The sequence below is a fragment of the Streptomyces sp. Root1310 genome (assembly GCF_001426425.1).
Taxonomy (GTDB): domain Bacteria; phylum Actinomycetota; class Actinomycetes; order Streptomycetales; family Streptomycetaceae; genus Streptomyces.
This window is the reverse complement of the sequence record NZ_LMEQ01000032.1, coordinates 288,639-304,323: the sequence shown is the minus strand read 5'-3', so window position 1 is coordinate 304,323 and position 15,685 is coordinate 288,639. Positions and strand designations below refer to the sequence as shown.

The 15,685-nt window shown below is 71.5% G+C and carries 14 protein-coding genes; 7 read left to right on the top strand and 7 right to left on the bottom strand.

Going from position 1 to position 15,685, the window contains the following annotated elements:
- The first annotated feature begins 6 nt into the window (after positions 1 to 6).
- Complete coding sequence (locus ASD48_RS34565; RefSeq protein ID WP_057605813.1) at positions 7 to 1,617, top strand: alpha/beta hydrolase; 1,611 nt, start codon at positions 7 to 9, stop codon at positions 1,615 to 1,617.
- Here the strand turns inward: ASD48_RS34565 and hemQ are convergent, their stop codons facing one another.
- Positions 1,618 to 2,349 (bottom strand): hydrogen peroxide-dependent heme synthase, encoded by a 732-nt coding sequence (gene hemQ, locus ASD48_RS34560; RefSeq protein ID WP_057605812.1) that lies wholly within the window; start codon positions 2,347 to 2,349, stop codon positions 1,618 to 1,620.
- 5 nt (positions 2,350 to 2,354) lie between these two features.
- Entirely contained in the window at positions 2,355 to 3,818 is a 1,464-nt protein-coding gene (gene hemG, locus ASD48_RS34555) for a protoporphyrinogen oxidase (RefSeq protein ID WP_057605811.1), read from the bottom strand.
- Between the two features lie 161 nt (positions 3,819 to 3,979).
- Between hemG and ASD48_RS34550 the strand changes: the two genes are divergently transcribed.
- Both ASD48_RS34550 and ASD48_RS34545 read left to right on the top strand, forming a co-directional pair.
- A complete protein-coding gene (locus ASD48_RS34550) occupies positions 3,980 to 5,041 on the top strand; it encodes a DUF4349 domain-containing protein (RefSeq protein ID WP_057605810.1) in 1,062 nt (353 codons plus the stop codon).
- Between the two features lie 27 nt (positions 5,042 to 5,068).
- Positions 5,069 to 6,451 carry an FAD-dependent oxidoreductase gene (locus tag ASD48_RS34545; RefSeq protein WP_057605809.1) on the top strand — a complete coding sequence of 461 codons (1,383 nt, stop codon included), beginning with the start codon at positions 5,069 to 5,071 and terminating at the stop codon, positions 6,449 to 6,451.
- Between the two features lie 346 nt (positions 6,452 to 6,797).
- Here the strand turns inward: ASD48_RS34545 and ASD48_RS34540 are convergent, their stop codons facing one another.
- Entirely contained in the window at positions 6,798 to 7,067 is a 270-nt protein-coding gene (locus ASD48_RS34540) for a hypothetical protein (RefSeq protein ID WP_079074157.1), read from the bottom strand.
- Positions 7,068 to 7,192: 125 nt separating this feature from the next.
- On the opposite strand from ASD48_RS34540, the gene ASD48_RS34535 reads away from it, so the two are divergent.
- Positions 7,193 to 8,005: a rhomboid family intramembrane serine protease gene (locus tag ASD48_RS34535; protein ID WP_057605807.1), complete on the top strand. Its 813-nt coding sequence runs from the start codon at positions 7,193 to 7,195 to the stop codon at positions 8,003 to 8,005.
- A 6-nt stretch (positions 8,006 to 8,011) separates the two neighbouring features.
- Here ASD48_RS34535 and hemE read toward each other — a convergent pair whose 3' ends face one another.
- On the bottom strand, positions 8,012 to 9,079 hold the full coding sequence (gene hemE, locus ASD48_RS34530; protein WP_057605806.1) for a uroporphyrinogen decarboxylase: 1,068 nt from the start codon (positions 9,077 to 9,079) through the stop codon (positions 8,012 to 8,014).
- 207 nt (positions 9,080 to 9,286) lie between these two features.
- Here hemE and ASD48_RS34525 point away from each other — a divergent pair, with 207 nt between their 5' ends.
- The 3 genes from ASD48_RS34525 (at position 9,287) to ASD48_RS34515 (ending at position 12,268) form a co-directional block, all read left to right on the top strand.
- Positions 9,287 to 9,955: a DUF3000 domain-containing protein gene (locus ASD48_RS34525; protein ID WP_079074156.1), complete on the top strand. Its 669-nt coding sequence runs from the start codon at positions 9,287 to 9,289 to the stop codon at positions 9,953 to 9,955.
- Positions 9,956 to 10,197: 242 nt separating this feature from the next.
- Entirely contained in the window at positions 10,198 to 10,857 is a 660-nt protein-coding gene (locus ASD48_RS34520; RefSeq protein ID WP_020125228.1) for a response regulator transcription factor, read from the top strand.
- Positions 10,858 to 10,966: 109 nt separating this feature from the next.
- Positions 10,967 to 12,268: a ribonuclease D gene (locus tag ASD48_RS34515; RefSeq protein ID WP_079074154.1), complete on the top strand. Its 1,302-nt coding sequence runs from the start codon at positions 10,967 to 10,969 to the stop codon at positions 12,266 to 12,268.
- 99 nt (positions 12,269 to 12,367) lie between these two features.
- Here ASD48_RS34515 and ASD48_RS34510 read toward each other — a convergent pair whose 3' ends face one another.
- The 3 genes from ASD48_RS34510 to ASD48_RS34500 are packed head-to-tail and all read right to left on the bottom strand — an operon-like array spanning position 12,368 to position 15,488.
- Positions 12,368 to 13,198 (bottom strand): carbohydrate ABC transporter permease, encoded by an 831-nt coding sequence (locus ASD48_RS34510; RefSeq protein ID WP_057605803.1) that lies wholly within the window; start codon positions 13,196 to 13,198, stop codon positions 12,368 to 12,370.
- The gene (locus ASD48_RS34505) at positions 13,195 to 14,169 is read right to left on the bottom strand and encodes a sugar ABC transporter permease (RefSeq protein ID WP_057605802.1); all 975 of its coding nucleotides are present in this window, start codon (positions 14,167 to 14,169) and stop codon (positions 13,195 to 13,197) included. Before ASD48_RS34505 ends, ASD48_RS34510 begins: the two co-directional genes overlap by 4 nt.
- On the bottom strand, positions 14,169 to 15,488 hold the full coding sequence (locus ASD48_RS34500) for an ABC transporter substrate-binding protein (protein ID WP_057605801.1): 1,320 nt from the start codon (positions 15,486 to 15,488) through the stop codon (positions 14,169 to 14,171). The genes ASD48_RS34505 and ASD48_RS34500 overlap by 1 nt, the downstream gene beginning before the upstream one ends.
- Positions 15,489 to 15,685: the final 197 nt, after the last annotated feature.

Below are 15,685 nucleotides of genomic sequence, written 5' to 3'. Positions count from 1 at the left end.
CACCCGATGAGAGCCGCCGCCCTCCACTCGGCCGCAGGAGCGCTCCTGCTGACCGCCCTCTCCGCCGTCCCGGCGGGCGGCGCCCCGAACACCGGCGGTCCGTCCGGCTCGCCCGGTGTCGCGCTGACCGCCGCGCGGGCCGCGGCGAAGGGCGTCGACTTCGGGAAGTGCTCCGCGGCGCAGGACCTGCCCGGCAGCATGCAGTGCGGCACGGTCTCCGTCCCGCTCGACTACGCGGCCCCGAACGGCAAGCAGATCGAGCTCACCGTCAGCCGGGTGCGGGCCACCCACCGGGACCCGCACAACAGCAAGCACCGGGTGCCCCGGCAGGGCGCGCTGGTCTTCAACCCGGGCGGTCCCGGCGGCTCGGGCCTGTACTTCCCGCTGATCGGGCTGCTGCCGGAGTGGAAGCGCATCGGGGCCGCCTACGACCTCGTCGGCTACGAGCCGCGCGGGGTGGGCCGTTCGGCGCCCCTGTCCTGTCAGGATCCCAAGCGCTTCTTCAAGGGCCCCGCCCCGGCCCCGGACCACCCCTCGGAGTCGTACAAGCGGGAACGCATCGCGCAGGCCAAGGCGTACGCACAGGGCTGTGCGAAGCGGTCGGGCAGCGCCCTGCGGCACTACAACTCGCTCAACAACGCCCGCGACCTCGACGTGCTGCGCGCCGCGCTCGGCGAGGAGCGGCTGACGTTCATGGGCGCGTCGTACGGCACCTACTTCGGTGCGGTCTACGCGACGCTGTTCCCCTCCCACGTACGGCGGATGGTGTTCGACGCGGCCGTGAACCCGGACCCGGCGCAGATCTGGTACCGCAACAACCTCGACCAGTCGGCGGCGTTCGAGAGCCGCTGGACGGACTTCCGGGAGTGGATCGCGCGGCACGACGACGTGTACGGCCTGGGCGCGACGGCGGAGGCGGTGCTGTCCAGCTACGAGCGGGCGCGCGCCCGGCTGGCCGCGGAGCCGGCCGGCGGGAAGGTGGGGCCGGGACAGCTCCAGGGAGCGTTCCTCCAGGCCGGGTACTACGACGACTACTGGCCCGCCCGGGCGCAGGCGCTGTCGGAGTATCTGAAGGGTGATCCGAAGCAGCTGATCGCGCAGGCCGGGCCGGTGCGGGAGGCCGCCGCGGAGGCGGAGAACGCCAATGCCGTGTACACGGCCGTGGAGTGCAACGACGCGTCCTGGCCGACGGACTGGAGGGTCTGGGACCGCGACAACACGCGGCTGGCGCGCGTCGCGCCGTTCGAGACGTGGGACAACGTGTGGGCGAACCTGCCGTGCGCGTACTGGCCGGCGCCCCGGCAGCAGCCGGTCGACGTGCGGACCGGTCCGGGCGAGCTGCCGCCGACGCTGATCCTGGCCGCCGAGCGGGACGCAGCGGCGCCCTACGCGGGGGCGCTGGAGATGCACCGGCGGCTGACGGGCTCGGTGCTGGTGACCGAGCGGGACGCGGGCACGCACGGCATCGCGGGCGGCCCGAACCGGTGCGTCAACGGTCACCTGGAGGCGTACCTGCTGGAGGGCAGGCTCCCGGTGCGGCGCGCGGCCTGCGCACCGCGCCGGGAACCAGAGCCGGCGGTCGCTCCCGCGGAACGCGCCGCCCGGCCGGGGCGCTGATCAGGCGAGGCCCGCGACCAGCTCCGTGAGGTCCTTGCGACGGCCCGTGTAGAACGGGACCTCCTCGCGGACGTGCATGCGGGCCTCCGAGGCGCGCAGGTGGCGCATGAGGTCGACGATGCGGTACAGCTCGTCGGCCTCGAAGGCCAGGATCCACTCGTAGTCGCCCAGCGAGAACGAGGCGACGGTGTTGGCGCGGACGTCCGGGTAGCCGCGGGCCATCTTGCCGTGGTCGGCGAGCATGCGGCGGCGGTCCTCGTCGGGCAGCAGGTACCAGTCGTAGGAGCGCACGAAGGGGTAGACGCTCACGTAGTCGCGGGGCGTCTCGTCGGCGAGGAACGCCGGGATGTGCGAGCGGTTGAACTCGGCGGGGCGGTGCAGCGCCATGTTCGACCAGACCGGGTCCAGAGCGCGGCCCAGCTTCGTACGGCGGAAGAGGTTGTACGCCTCCTGGAGCTGGTCGGCGGTCTCGGCGTGCCACCAGATCATGACGTCGGCGTCGGCGCGCAGGCCGGACACGTCATAGGTGCCGCGGATCGTCACGTCCTTGGCGGCGAGCTGGTCGAACAGCTCCTGGACCTCGTCGGCGTAACCGGCGCGGTCCTCGGGCAGCACGTCCTTCAGCCTGAAGACGGACCACAGCGTGTAGCGGATGACCTCGTTGAGGTCCTTGGCCAGCTTGCCCTTGTTCGGGACCCTGCCGGACTCGGTGGTGGGGGCGTCGTCACTCATGGCTCTCATTCTCCCGCTCCGCCGTGCAGACTCTGCACCGGGTTGGCCGCGAGCTCCCGTGCGGCGCTCAGGTCTCCGCCGAGCTGGTCGACCGCCGCGTACGCGCTCGCGATGCAGGCCGGGATGCCCACGCCGTCGTAGGGGGCGCCGCAGACCGCGAGGCCGGGGAGTTCGGCGACGTGCTCGCGGATGCGGGCCACGCGCGCGTGGTGGCCGACCGGGTACTGCGGCAGTCCGTCGGTCCAGCGGGTGACGCGGGTTTCGAGGGGCGTGGCGTCCAGGCCGGTGGCCGCGCGCAGGTCGTGCCGGGAGACGTCGACGAGGCCGGCGTCCTCGCGGCCCAGGATCTCCGTCTCTCCGTAGCGCCCCACGGAGGTGCGCAGCACGACCGTGTCCGGGTCCTCGTCGGCGATCCAGCCCCATTTCCGGGAGGAGAAGGTGGACGCCTTGATGGTGCGTCCGTCGACCGGCGGGACGAGGAAACCGCTGCCGTCGGGCAGGGCGTCGGCGGTGTCGGCGCGCCGGTAGGCGAGGGTGACCAGGGCCATGGAGGCGTATTCCACCGTGCGCAGTGCGGTGGCGGCCCCCGGGGACTCGGCGGCCAGGAGCGCGGCGGCGGCCGGCGCGGGCACGGCGACGACCACGGCGTCGGCGGGCAGCACCCGCTCCCCCGCCGTGACGTGCCAGCCTCCGCCGGGTGCGCGGCGCAGTCCGGTGACGGGCACGCGCGTGCGGATCTCGCCGCCGCGCGCCTCCACGGACCGGGCGACCGCGAGCGGCAGGGAGCCGACGCCGCCTTCGAGGCCCATGAACACCGGGCCGGTCTGCTGGCCGGCGGCGGCCTTCGCCTGGATCGCGCGGACGGCCTCCGTCAGCGAGGTGTGGGTGAGTGCCGCCCGGTAGAGCTGCGGGACGGCGGAGCGCATCGAGATCCGGTAGGCGTCACCGGCGTACACCCCGCCGAGGAGCGGTTCGACGATGCGGTCGACGACCTCGCGGCCGAGGCGGGCCGCCACGTACTCCCCGACGGCGACGTCGTCCCCGACCTCGGTGCGGGGCAGGTCGGCGTCGCGCTCGATCCGGGCGAGCCCCTCGTCGGAGAGAACTCCGGCGAGGGCGGCCGCCGTGCCGGGCACGCCCATGACGTGGCCCTTGGGCATGGGGCGCAGCGCGCCGCGGGTCCAGATCGAGGCCGTCGCGGTGGCCGGCGGCTGAAGGCGCTCGGAGAGGCCCACCTCGCGCGCGAGGTCGACCGCCTCGGGCCGGCGGGCCAGCATCGACTCGGCGCCGAAGTCCGCGCGCACGCCCGCGATCTCGCCGGGCAGCAGCTTGCCCCCCACCCGCTCGGAGGCCTCGAGGACGGTCACCCGCGCCCCGCGCGCCAGCAGCCGGTGGGCCGCCGCCAGCCCGGCGATCCCGGCTCCGACGACGATGACGTGCTGCCCCGTGCCCGTACCCGTTGAGCTCATGCGTCCACTCTCTCAGACCCCACTGACACCGCCGTCGCGGCACCCGGTGTCCTCCCCGCGTCCCGACCGTGACCTGTTCGGAACCTGTCCGCGCCAACGTCCCGGCCCGCCCGGGCGTCGAAGGAGCGTCACAGCAGTCACCGTCCCGGGGGTACACCCATATGCGCACACGACGTTCCGCAGGACGCTCCGTACGGCGTTCCGCACGGCCCTCCCACGCCCTGGCCGGCATCCTGCTGGCCGCGGCCCTGGCACTCAGCGGATGCAGCGGCGCCGCCGACTCGGGCGCGAGCAGCACGGCCGACAAGGCCGCCGTCGGGGAGGCCGGCGCCGGTGACGTGGACGCGGCGCAGGACGCGAAGGAGGGCGCGGGCGCGAGCGGCTCGAAGGCCACCTCCGCACCCGGCCTCACCGTCAACCGCATCATCCGCACCGCCTCCCTGACCGTGCAGGTCAAGGACGTGCCCAAGGCCCTGGACGAGGCTCGCGCGACCACCGAGAACGCGGGCGGTTACATCGGCGACGAGACGACGGTCCGGGACGGCGAGGGCGCCGAGCGGACCCGGGTGGTGCTGCGGGTGCCCGTCGAGAAGTACGACGACGTGCTCGCCGCTCTGCAGGGCGCGGGCAAGCTCCTGGAGCGCACGGCGAAGGCCCAGGACGTCACCGACCAGGTGGTCGACGTCGAAAGCCGCATCGCCTCGCAGCGCGCCAGCGTCGCCCGGGTCCGCGAGCTGATGGACCGGGCCACGAAGCTGAGCGACGTGGTCACCCTGGAGGGCGAGTTGAGCAGCCGGGAGTCCGACCTCGAGGCCCTGCTCGCCCAGCAGGCGTCTCTGAAGGACCGCACGAGCCTGGCGACCGTCACGCTGACCCTGTCGGAGAAGCCGGTCGTGCCGGCCGCCGAGGACGACGATCCCGGGTTCGTGGACGCACTGGCGGGCGGCTGGGACGCGTTCGTGACGACGCTGCGCTGGATCGCCGTCGTGTTCGGCGCGGCGCTGCCGTTCCTCGCCGTGGGCGTGCTGCTCGTGCTGGCGTGGCTCCGGCTGGTGCGACCGCGCCGGAGGGCGGCGGAGGCGAGCCGGGCCCGGTTGAGCGTGCCCGGGCAGAGCGGATCCGCGCGGCCGGAGGCCGGGCAGGCGGAGGCCGCGCCGACCGCAGCCGGGCGGGCCGGGGCCGGGCGGGCCGAGGCGGGGGCGGGCGAGCCCGAGCAGCGCTGAACTGCGAGCCCCCCGTAGCGTGTTCGTATGAGCATCGAGCGACTGGTGGTGATCGGCGGGGACGCCGCGGGCATGTCCGCGGCGTCCCAGGCCCGCCGTCTGAAGGGGCCCGGGGAGCTGGAGATCGTGGCCTTCGAGCGCGGCCACTTCACGTCCTTCTCGGCGTGCGGCATCCCGTACTGGGTGGGCGGTGACGTCACCGGGCGGGACGATCTGATCGCCCGCACCCCCGAGGAACACCGCGCGCGGGGGATCGACCTGCGGCTGCGCACGGAGGTCACGGAGATCGACGTCGCGGGGCGGCGGGTACGCGCGCGTGCGGTGGATTCCGGGGCGGAGTCCTGGACGTCGTACGACAAGCTCGTCATCGCGACCGGGGCCCGCCCGATCCGGCCGGACCTGCCGGGCGTGGACGCCGAGGGCGTGCACGGGGTGCAGACCCTGGACGACGGGCAGGCGCTGATCGACACGCTGGCACGCGCGCGGGGGAAGCGGGCCGTGGTCGTGGGGGCGGGCTACATCGGCGTGGAGATGGCCGAGGCGCTCATCAAGCGCGGCTTCGAGGTGACGGTCGTCAACCGGGGCAGCGAGCCGATGTCGACCCTCGACCCGGACATGGGACGGCTGGTGCGCCGGGCCATGGAGGGCCTGGGCATCACCATGGTGAACGACACCGAGGTCACCGCACTGCGCACCGCCGGGGACGGTCACGTACGGGCGGTGGTCACCCAGGACGCCGAGTATCCGGCGGACGTGGTGGTGCTGGGCATCGGGGTCCGTCCGGAGACCGGGCTCGCCCAGGCCGCCGGTCTGCCCCTGGGCGCGCACGGCGGGCTCCTCACAGACCTGGCGATGCGGGTGCGCGGGCCCCTGGCCGACGGAACCGTCTGGGCCGGCGGTGACTGCGTCGAGGTCCTGGACCTGGTCTCCGGCCAGGAGCGCCACATCGCCCTGGGCACCCACGCGAACAAGCACGGCCAGGTCATCGGCACCAACGTCGGGGGCGGGTACGCCACGTTCCCCGGCGTGGTCGGCACGGCCGTCAGCAAGGTGTGCGATCTGGAGATCGCCCGCACGGGGCTCCGTGAGAAGGACGCCCGTCGCGTCGGCCTCCGGTTCGAAGCGGTCACCATCGAGTCGACCAGCCGGGCCGGTTACTACCCCGGTGCCTCCCCCATGACGGTCAAAATGCTCGCCGAGCGAAGGACGGGCCGTCTGCTGGGCCTCCAGATCGTGGGGCGGGAGGGCGCGGGCAAACGCGTCGACATCGCGGCGGTGGCGTTGACGGCCGGGATGACGGTGGAACAGATGACGGCCCTGGACCTCGGGTACGCGCCGCCGTTCTCACCGGTGTGGGATCCCGTACTGGTGGCGGCCAGGAAGGCCTCGGCGAAGGTGCGCGGCGGCTAGCCCGGCCCCGGCGTCGGGGTGAGCGGGCCGAGCGGCGCGGGGGGCTGCGCCACCAGCCCCCGCGCACTCCGACCTCGGGTGCCCGGCCTCGCACGCCGGGACCCCGCAAAGTTGCTCAAGCGGTTCCCACCACGTTGCTCAAGCGGACCTCGCAAAGTTGCTCAAGCGGTTCCACAACGTTGCCCGAAGCGGACCCCGCAATGTTGCTCAAGCGGTTCCACAACGTTGCCCAAAGCGGACCCCGCAATGTTGCTCAAGCGGTTCCACAACGTTGCCCAAAGCGGACCCCGCAGAGTTGCTCAAGCGGTTCCATGACGTTGCCCAAAGCGGACCCCGCAAAAGTTGCTCAAGCGGTTCCACTCAGTCGCGGCAGCGCGGAGACCGCCGCCGCGGCCGGCTGCTCGGTGGGCTTCGCGTGCGCCGCGGGGGCCGGCCGCGACCGCAGACGGCTGCTGACGGCCTCGTCCAGCGTCACCGGCCGCTGCATCTGCGCGGCGAGCCGCCCGGCCTCCTGGCCGAGCCGCGCCACGTCCTCCCAGGGCAGCCGGATCACCAGGGAGATCTCCGCCTCTCCGTCGGGAGTGGCGTGCATGGGGGGAGTAACTCGGTCGTTCATCGCCTGATCCTCACGTCGTCCCCGCGGCCCGCCTTCCTCGTGCCGCGAGCAGTTGACGGTTCATACGCGCCCGTGGGGATCCCCGTTCACCGGTTCGCCGAACGGATCGGGGGCAGAACTCCCTTGTGGTCATCCCCGTCCATGACGTGAATCCCGTGCGCCGCACTCCGGTGGTGACGTACGCCCTCATCGCGGCGAACGTCTTCGTCTTCCTGTTCATGCCCGGCCTGTCCGGCTCCACGGCGGGCGACAGCAGCCTGGCCCAGACGTGTCATCTGCACGCTTTTCTGGAGCATTACGCCGCCGTACCAAGGGAGTTGATTCACCATCAGCTCCCCCAGCTCGTCCCCACCGGCGACGTGCGCGGCGCGGGCTGTGTGCTGGCCCCGCCGGGCTACGACAAGTCGCCCGCGCTGAGCGTGCTGAGCGCGATGTTCCTGCACGGCGGCTGGCTGCACCTGCTGGGCAACATGCTGTTCCTGCTGATCTTCGGCAACAACATCGAGGACCGCATGGGGCACGTTCGCTTCGCCCTCTTCTACGCCGCCTGCGGCTACGCGGCGTCGTACGGTTTCGCCCTGCTCAACGCCGACTCGACCGATCCGCTGATCGGCGCGTCGGGGGCGATCGCGGGGGTACTGGGCGCCTATCTGGTGCTGTACCCGAAGGCCAGGGTGTGGGTGCTCGTCCCGTTCCTGGTGTTTCTGCCGCTGCGGCTTCCCGCCTGGCTGGTGCTGGGCTTCTGGTTCGTGCTCCAGGCGGTGTACTCCTCCGGGGAGGGCGTGTCCGGCGCCGGCACCGTGGCGTACGCGGCGCACGTCGTCGGCTTCCTCGCCGGCATGGTGCTCGCCTGGCCGCTCAAGCCGGGCACGCCCCCGCCGCCGGAGCCGCGCGGCCTGCTGTTCGGCAGACGGGCGCGCCCCCGGCACACCTGGTGACAGGGGTCAGCGGGCGGTCTGCGTGTGGACGTACTCGACGAGGCGGGTGAGCGCGTCCGGGTCGGTGGACGGCATGACGCCGTGTCCGAGGTTGAAGACGTGGCCCTCGAGGCCGGCGGCCGCGTCGAGGACCTCGCGGGTCTTGGTCTCGACGGCCTCGGTGCCGGCGAACAGGACGGTCGGGTCGAGGTTGCCCTGGAGGGCCTTGCCGGGTCCGACGCGGCGGACGGCCTCGTCGAGCGGGACGCGCCAGTCGACGCCGACGACGTCCGCCCCGGCCTCGCCCATCAGCCGGAGCAGTTCGCCGGTGCCCACTCCGAAGTGGATGCGCGGGACGCCGTACCCCTCGACCGCGCGGAAGACCTTCGCGGAGGCGGGCAGCACGGAGCGGCGGTAGTCGGCCGGGGCGAGCGCGCCGGCCCAGGAGTCGAAGAGCTGGACGGCGCTGGCGCCGGCCTCGATCTGCACCTTCAGGAAGGCGGAGGTGATCTCCGCGAGACGGTCGAGCAGGTCGGCCCAGAGCTCGGGGTCGCCGTACATCATCGCCTTGGCGTTCTCGTACGTGCGGGACGGACCGCCCTCGACGAGGTAGCTCGCGAGGGTGAAAGGAGCGCCCGCGAAACCGATGAGCGGGGTGGCGCCGAGTTCGGCGGTCAGCAGGCCGATGGCCTCGGTGACGTAGGAGACGTCCTCGGGGGTGAGGTCGCGCAGCTGGGCGAGGTCGGCGCGGGTGCGGATCGGGCGCTCGACGACCGGTCCGACGCCCGGCTTGATGTCGAGGTCGATACCGATGGCCTTGAGCGGGACGACGATGTCGCTGAAGTAGATCGCCGCGTCCACGTCGTGGCGGCGCACCGGCTGGAGGGTGATCTCGGTGACCAGCTCGGGCCGCATGCAGGACTCGAGCATCGGAACGCCCTCGCGGACCTTGCGGTACTCCGGCAGGGACCGCCCGGCCTGCCGCATGAACCACACGGGCGTGTGCGGCACCGGTTCACGCCTGCACGCCTTCAGGAAGGCACTGTCGTAGGTCGCTGTCGGCTTCCGGCCCGCCGGGCTCTCGTTCGCACTCACGACGGCAAGTCTCGCACGGCGCCGGAGGCGGTGAGGCCGCCCCCTGCCGCTCCCGAGCCGGGCTCGAGTGCCGCCGTGCCCCGCCCCCGTCGAGCGCCTCGGCCGTGCGCGGCCCGTGCGCCTGTTCGCCCAGCGCGCACCCGCCCGCGAGCCCCGCACGGGTGTCTTGCCCTGCGCGAAGGCCCCGTTCCCCTTAACCTTCCCCGCATGGCTGCGGCTCAGGGACGACTGTCGGACGGCGCTGGCGGGATGGATGACGCGAACGAGGGGGACCCGGATGGGACCAGGTCGGCTCCACCGCCGTTCCGGGCGGCCGTCGACCAACTGAGGGCGGCCCGGCTGCGGCCGCAGATCGAGGCGGAGCCGACACCGGCCCCGAAGCGGCTCGCCCCGTTCGCGTACGCGCTGGAGGCGACGGTCGTGGACGGCGACCAGGACCTGGCCGACGGCCGGCTGGTGCTGCTGCACGACCCGGCCGGGCACGACGCCTGGCGCGGAACGTTCCGGCTGGTGACCCTCGTGCGGGCCGAACTGGAGCCGGAGATGGCCGCCGACCCGCTGCTGCCGGAGGTGTGCTGGTCGTGGCTGACCGGCGCGCTCCAGGCGCGCGGGCTGGCCTGCGGCGAGCCGAGCGGGACGGTCACGCGCGCGAGTTCGCACTACTTCGGCGGGCTGGCGGAGCGCCCGGCGACCTCACAGATCGAGATCAGGGCCTCCTGGACACCGCGTGAGGGGCTGGGCGGGGTCCCGGAGGCGGGGGCGCACCTGGCGGCCTGGTGCGATCTGCTGGCGCAGGTGGCGGGGCTGCCGCCGGCCGGCCCGGGGGACGCTTCGGTGGTGACGCTGCCGCAGCGCAGGGGGCCCCAGTCACGTTGACCATCTCTTTGTCGATACGGCCATTTTCGATCCCGTAAGACACCCAGTTAAACCGACTCGATCTTCGGATGATCGATCGCGTGTCCGAATTGCACGTATTGTTACTCACTAGATCGTGATCATTCTCTAAAGGACCCCGGGTTCGCTGCCGAAGACGACTGTGACCTTGAAAGCACGGTTCGTCCCGGCTTCCTCCCCACAAGCCCCGCGAGCCGGCTCCCGTCCCCCACCCAGGAGGCCTGGTGTCCGTTCTCCTCGAGCAGCCCGCAAGCCTGGTCGCCTACCGCCCGAACAAGCCCACCGCCATGGTGGTCGTGGCCGACCCGCGCGTCCGCTCCACCGTCACCCGCCATCTGTGGGCGCTCGGTGTGCGCGACGTCATCGAGGCCTCGTCCATCGCGGAGGCTCGTCCCCGCATCGGCAACCCCCGTGACATCTGCGTCGCCGACGTCCACCTGCCCGACGGCTCCGGCCTCACCCTGCTGTCGGAGACCCGCGCCGCGGGCTGGCCCAACGGGCTCGCCCTCTCCGCCGCCGACGACATCGGCGCCGTGCGCAACGCCCTCGCGGGCGGCGTCAAGGGCTACGTCGTCACCGGCACCCGCACCAACCTCGGCCTCCCCAGCCGACCCGGTGCCGCCCCCATGGGCTCCGCCGCCCGCCTGCACCGCCGCCCCCCGGGTGCCCCGAGTCACCCGGGCGGCTACCGCGAGCTCTCCGGCCGTGAGGTCGAGGTGCTGCGACTGGTCGCGGAAGGCCAGTCCAACAAGGCGATCGGCGTCTCGATGGGGCTGTCCGCGCTGACCGTCAAGAGCCACCTCGCCCGCATCGCCCGGAAGCTCGGCACGGGCGACCGCGCCGGCATGGTCGCGGTGGCCCTGCGGACCGGCATCATCCACTGAGACCCGCCCGGCACCCGGGGGTCTCCCCCGGGAACGCCCGTGACCCCCGGCCCGGCTTCTCCCGTCTCTGCCCGGTTTCTTCCCGACCCCTTCCCCTTCGTTCACCGTCCTGACTGGTTTACGACCCTCCGRCGCCCAAGAAACCGCAGCAGCCAGTTCACTGCGAACCACCGGAGGCGCCCCTCCGGACGACGGCGGATCAGCTGATTCCGGGGCGCCGACACCTTTGCTCGAACCGCGCGAGGGCATTCCTCCGGTGATCGCCGACGAGTCCGCCCTCGCCGAGGTGATCGCCGCCTTCGCCGCGGGCACCGGCCCCGTCGCCGTGGACGCCGAGCGCGCCTCCGGCTACCGCTACGGACAGCGCGCCTATCTGGTGCAGCTGCGCCGCGAGGGCGCCGGCACCGCGCTGATCGACCCCGTGGGCTGCCCCGACCTCTCCGCGCTCGGCGAGGCCCTGTCCGGCGTGGAATGGGTCCTGCACGCGGCCACCCAGGACCTGCCGTGTCTGCGCGAGATAGGCATGGTGCCGACGCGGCTGTTCGACACCGAGCTGGCCGGACGGCTCGCCGGATTCCCGCGGGTCGGCCTCGGCGCGATGGTCGAGGGAGTACTGGGCTTCGTCCTCGAGAAGGGCCACTCCGCGGTGGACTGGTCCACCCGGCCGCTGCCCGACCCCTGGCTGCGGTACGCGGCTCTCGACGTCGAGCTCCTCGTCGACCTGCGCGACGCGCTGGAGAAGGAACTGGACCGGCAGGGCAAGCTGGACTGGGCCCGGCAGGAGTTCGACGCCATCGCCTCCGCCCCGCCGGCCGAGCCCCGCAAGGACCCGTGGCGCCGGACGTCCGGCATGCACAAGGTGCGCCGGCGGCGGCAGCTGGGGGTCGTGCGGGAGCTGTGGCAGACGCGGGACCGGATCGCGCAGCGGCGGGACGTGTCCCCGGGCAAGGTGCTGTCGGACGCGGCCATCGTGGAGGCGGCGCTGTCGCTCCCGGCGGACGTGCAGGCGCTGGGCGCGCTGAACGGGTTCGGGCACCGGATGGGCCGGCGGCAGCTGGAGCAGTGGCAGGCGGCGGTCGACCGGGCGAAGGCGCTGAGCGAGGCGCAGCTGCCGCAGCCGGGGCAGCCGGTGGCGGGCCCGCCACCGCCGCGGGCCTGGGCCGACAAGGACCCCGTGGCCGCGGCGCGGCTGTCCGCGGCGCGGACCGCCGTCTCCGCGCTGGCCGAGGAACTGAACATGCCGCAGGAGAACCTGATCGCCCCGGACGCGGTGCGCCGGGTCTGCTGGGAGCCTCCGGCGGCCGAGGAGGAAGCGGTCGCCGGTGCGCTCGCTTCGTACGGGGCGCGGCCGTGGCAGGTGGAGCAGGTCGCTCCGGTGCTCGCCGCGGCGCTGGCCGGCCAGGGCGCCTGACCGCCGCGGACCGGTCCGGGGCGCCTGGGTACGAGCCGCAGGAGACGCACGAGGTGTACCGGGCACGGGAGCCGCGAGAGGCCCACGAGCCGCAAGCGGTTACCTCGTCGCTCCTCTCATGAAACCGTTGTAGATGTATTTCTGGAGTGCGAGGAAGACGATCAGTGTCGGCAGGATGACCAGCACGGCTCCTGCCGAGATCGTTTCCCAGTGGGCCGCGTAGGGGCCCTTGAAGCGGAACAGGGACGTCGAGATCACGCCAAGATCTTGTGAGGGCATGTAGAGGAAGGGGATGTAGAAGTCGTTGTAGACGGCGATCCCCTTCACGATCACGACCGTCGCTATCGCCGGTTTCAGCAACGGAAAGATAATTTTCCGGTAGATCGTGAAGGCGTTGGCGCCGTCGAGGCGGGCGGCCTCGTCCAGGGAGATCGGGATCGAGCGCACGAACTGCAGGAAAATGTAGATCGAGACGATGTCCGTACCCATGTAGAGGGCGATCGGGGCCCAGCGGGTGTCGAACATGCCGAGGCTGTGGACGATCTGGAAGGTGGCCACCTGGGTGGTCACCCCGGGGACCAGCGCGGCGATCAGGAACAGGGCGATCACCAGTTTCCGGAAACGGAAGGTGAACCGGTCGATCGCGTACGCCGTCATCGACCCGATGAGAACGGTTCCGCCGACCGAGACGACGAGGATGAAGGCGGTGTTGCCGAAGGCCGTGAGCATGCCGCCGTCCCGGAACGCCGTCACGTAGTTGTGGAAGTTGAACGGGTCGTGCGGCAGGGTGAGCGCCGCGCTGCCGTTCGCCGTCTCCTTCTCGGTCTTCAGCGAGGTCAGCAGTACGACGCCCAGCGGGAGCAGGACGACCAGCGTCGCGGCGATCAGCGACAGGTACACGAGGGCACGGGCCACGGCACGGCGTGTCATACGAGGTCCACCCTGTCGTCGGGGACAAGACGTCGCTGCACCCAGGTCACCAGCAGGATGATCAGCAGCAGCACGACCGCCGCCGCCGAGGCGAGCCCCGTCTTGTTGAACTGGAAGGCCAGCTTCACGGTCTGGATCACGAAGGTCTCGGTACCGGTCGCCCCGCCGGTCATGATGTACGGGATCTCGAAGGCCGAGAGGGAACCCGAGACGGAAAGGATCACCGTCAGGGTCAGCACCGGCTTGATGCCGGGCAGGATGATGTAGCGGAACTGGTGCCAGCGGCCGGCGCCGTCCAGTTCGGCCGCCTCGTACAGCTCCCCCGGGACGGACTGGATCGCGCCGAGGAACAGGACGAAGTTCATCCCGAGGTAGCGCCAGATCGAGACGCCGGCCAGCGAGGTGTTCGCCGAGGCCGGGGTGCCCAGCCAGGCGTGGTCGGTGTGCTGCCCGAAGAGGCCGAGGACCGTGTCGAAGGTGCCGCCGTCCTGGAAGAAGTAGAGGAAGACGAAACCGATTGCCACGCCGTTCACCAGGGACGGGAAGAAGAGCACGCCCTTGAAGAAGTTCCGGAAACGGATGCTGAAACTCAGGATTGTCGCGAAGTAGAGCGCGGCAATGATCTGGATCACCGAGGCAACCAGGTAGTAGCCGCTTACCCAGAACACCTGGAAGAGGTCCTCCCTGGTGAAGATCTCCTTGTAGTTCTCGGCGCCCGTGTAGTGCAGTTCGGGGCTCACGCCGTCCCAGTCGGTGAAGCTGTAGGCGACCATGTTGGCGATCGGCGCGTAGGTGAAGGTGATCAGCAGGACGAGCGGGGCGAGCAGGAACAGCCAGGGGGTCAGCAGCCGCCAGGTGCGCGCCCGGCGTGGGGCCGGGGCGGGTGCGGCGCGTTTCGAAACCGGTTTCGCGGCCTCGGAGTCCGTCTGCTCGGCGCGGTGCGCCGGGGGGTGCGTGTGCGCGTGCGCCATCAGTCGCTCACGGTCGCTTGCGTCTCGGTCCACTTCTTGCCGAGTCCGCCGAGGAAGTCGTCCAGACTGCCCTTCTTGGCGCCGCGCGCCAGGTCGACCAGGTCCTGGCGGTACTCGGGCTTGTAGATACCGACCTCGGACTCGTCGTCGATCAGCTTGACCTTCGCGCCCGCCGCGTCGTCCAGCTCGATGAGCTTGACGCCCGCCTCCTCGTACGGCTTCAGCACCTCGGGCATGGGCGCGTCCTTGAGCGGGGAGATCGCCAGGTTGTCCTTGTCGTAGCCGGACTTGTCGGTGAACCAGTCGATCCAGGCGCGGGCCGCCTCCTTGTGCGGGGAGTGGACGTTGACGGCCTGGTTGTAGTCGGGGCCGACCGTCGCGCAGAAGGTGCCGTCCGTCTGGGCGGGGAACGGCATGAAACCGATGTCGTCCGGGTTCACGCCGGCCTTCTTCGCGGCGTCCTGGAACTGGATGATCGCCCAGGTGCCGAGCCACTGGGTGGCGATCTCGCCCTTGGCCGTGCGGGGTTTGGACTCTTCCCAGTTGCTGGTCGTCGGGTCCTTCTCGGCGAGGCCCTGCTTGACGATGTCGTACAGCAGGGTGTCCCCGACGCGCAGGTCGGAGTTCTCGGCCCAGGGGTCGCCCTCGGCGAGTTTCGTGGTCGCCTGCGGGTCGCAGTGGACGGAGCCGTCGACATACGTCCACGAGGTCAGGGGCCACTGCGCGGCGAAGTTGGTGTAGTAGGGGATCGCGTCGGTCTTCGCCTTGATCGCCTTCAGGTCGGCGAGGAACTCGGCCGGGGTGGTGGGCCATTCGGTGACCCCCGCCTCCTTCCAGACCCGCTTGTTGTAGACGAAGCCGGGCATCACACCGACCGGGCTCTGGCCGTAGACCTTGCCGTCGACGGTGGTGAAGTCGGTGAAGCGGTACTTCTTGCCGCGTTCGGCGGCGGTGCCGAGGGAGGCGAAGAACTTCGGGTAGTCGTTCTTCTTGATGACCGCGGGGATCAGCAGGACATCGCCGTAGTCGTCCGTGTTCATCCGGATCTTGATCTCGGCCTCGTAGTTGGTGAGGGCCTGGAACTTCACCTTGACCCTGGGATAGGTCCTGTTGAACTCGGCGGCGTACTTCTTCATCGTGCCGTCCTGCACGAGGTCGGTGCGCACGGTGAGGACCGTGATGGTTCCGCTGACTGCGGCGGGGTCGTCGGGCGCCTCGGCGTCCGCGCCTTTCGCGCTGCCTCCGGTGCCGGTGCAGCCCGGGAGCAGCAGAGCGGCTCCGGCGACCGTGGCGAGGACCGTGACGGTACGGCGGTTCATGTGCATCACTTCCGTTCTCGGGATGTTCTCGGGACGGACGAGCACGTGCGGGTTGCTCGAACACGAGCGGGTTGTCGAACACGAGCGGGTTGGCTGATTCGGCACTCTGGCAGCGCTTTCCTCAACCGGTAAAGTCCGATTCCCGCCAACGATGAAGAAGTGGCGCTCAGTTGTGGGCTTGACCGGTTTAGGGAGTG

Bases quoted from the DNA above. Each gene is read 5' to 3' on its own strand.
- ASD48_RS34565 (WP_057605813.1), top strand. From the start codon at position 7: ATGAGAGCCGCCGCCCTCCACTCGGCCGCAGGAGCGCTCCTGCTGACC.
- ASD48_RS34540 (WP_079074157.1), bottom strand. From the start codon at position 7,067: ATGAACGACCGAGTTACTCCCCCCATGCACGCCACTCCCGACGGAGAG.
- ASD48_RS34505 (WP_057605802.1), bottom strand. From the start codon at position 14,169: ATGGCGCACGCGCACACGCACCCCCCGGCGCACCGCGCCGAGCAGACG.
- hemG (WP_057605811.1), bottom strand. From the start codon at position 3,818: ATGAGCTCAACGGGTACGGGCACGGGGCAGCACGTCATCGTCGTCGGA.
- hemQ (WP_057605812.1), bottom strand. From the start codon at position 2,349: ATGAGTGACGACGCCCCCACCACCGAGTCCGGCAGGGTCCCGAACAAG.
- ASD48_RS34500 (WP_057605801.1), bottom strand. From the start codon at position 15,488: ATGAACCGCCGTACCGTCACGGTCCTCGCCACGGTCGCCGGAGCCGCT.
- ASD48_RS34510 (WP_057605803.1), bottom strand. From the start codon at position 13,198: ATGACACGCCGTGCCGTGGCCCGTGCCCTCGTGTACCTGTCGCTGATC.
- ASD48_RS34550 (WP_057605810.1), top strand. From the start codon at position 3,980: ATGCGCACACGACGTTCCGCAGGACGCTCCGTACGGCGTTCCGCACGG.
- ASD48_RS34545 (WP_057605809.1), top strand. From the start codon at position 5,069: ATGAGCATCGAGCGACTGGTGGTGATCGGCGGGGACGCCGCGGGCATG.
- ASD48_RS34525 (WP_079074156.1), top strand. From the start codon at position 9,287: ATGGCTGCGGCTCAGGGACGACTGTCGGACGGCGCTGGCGGGATGGAT.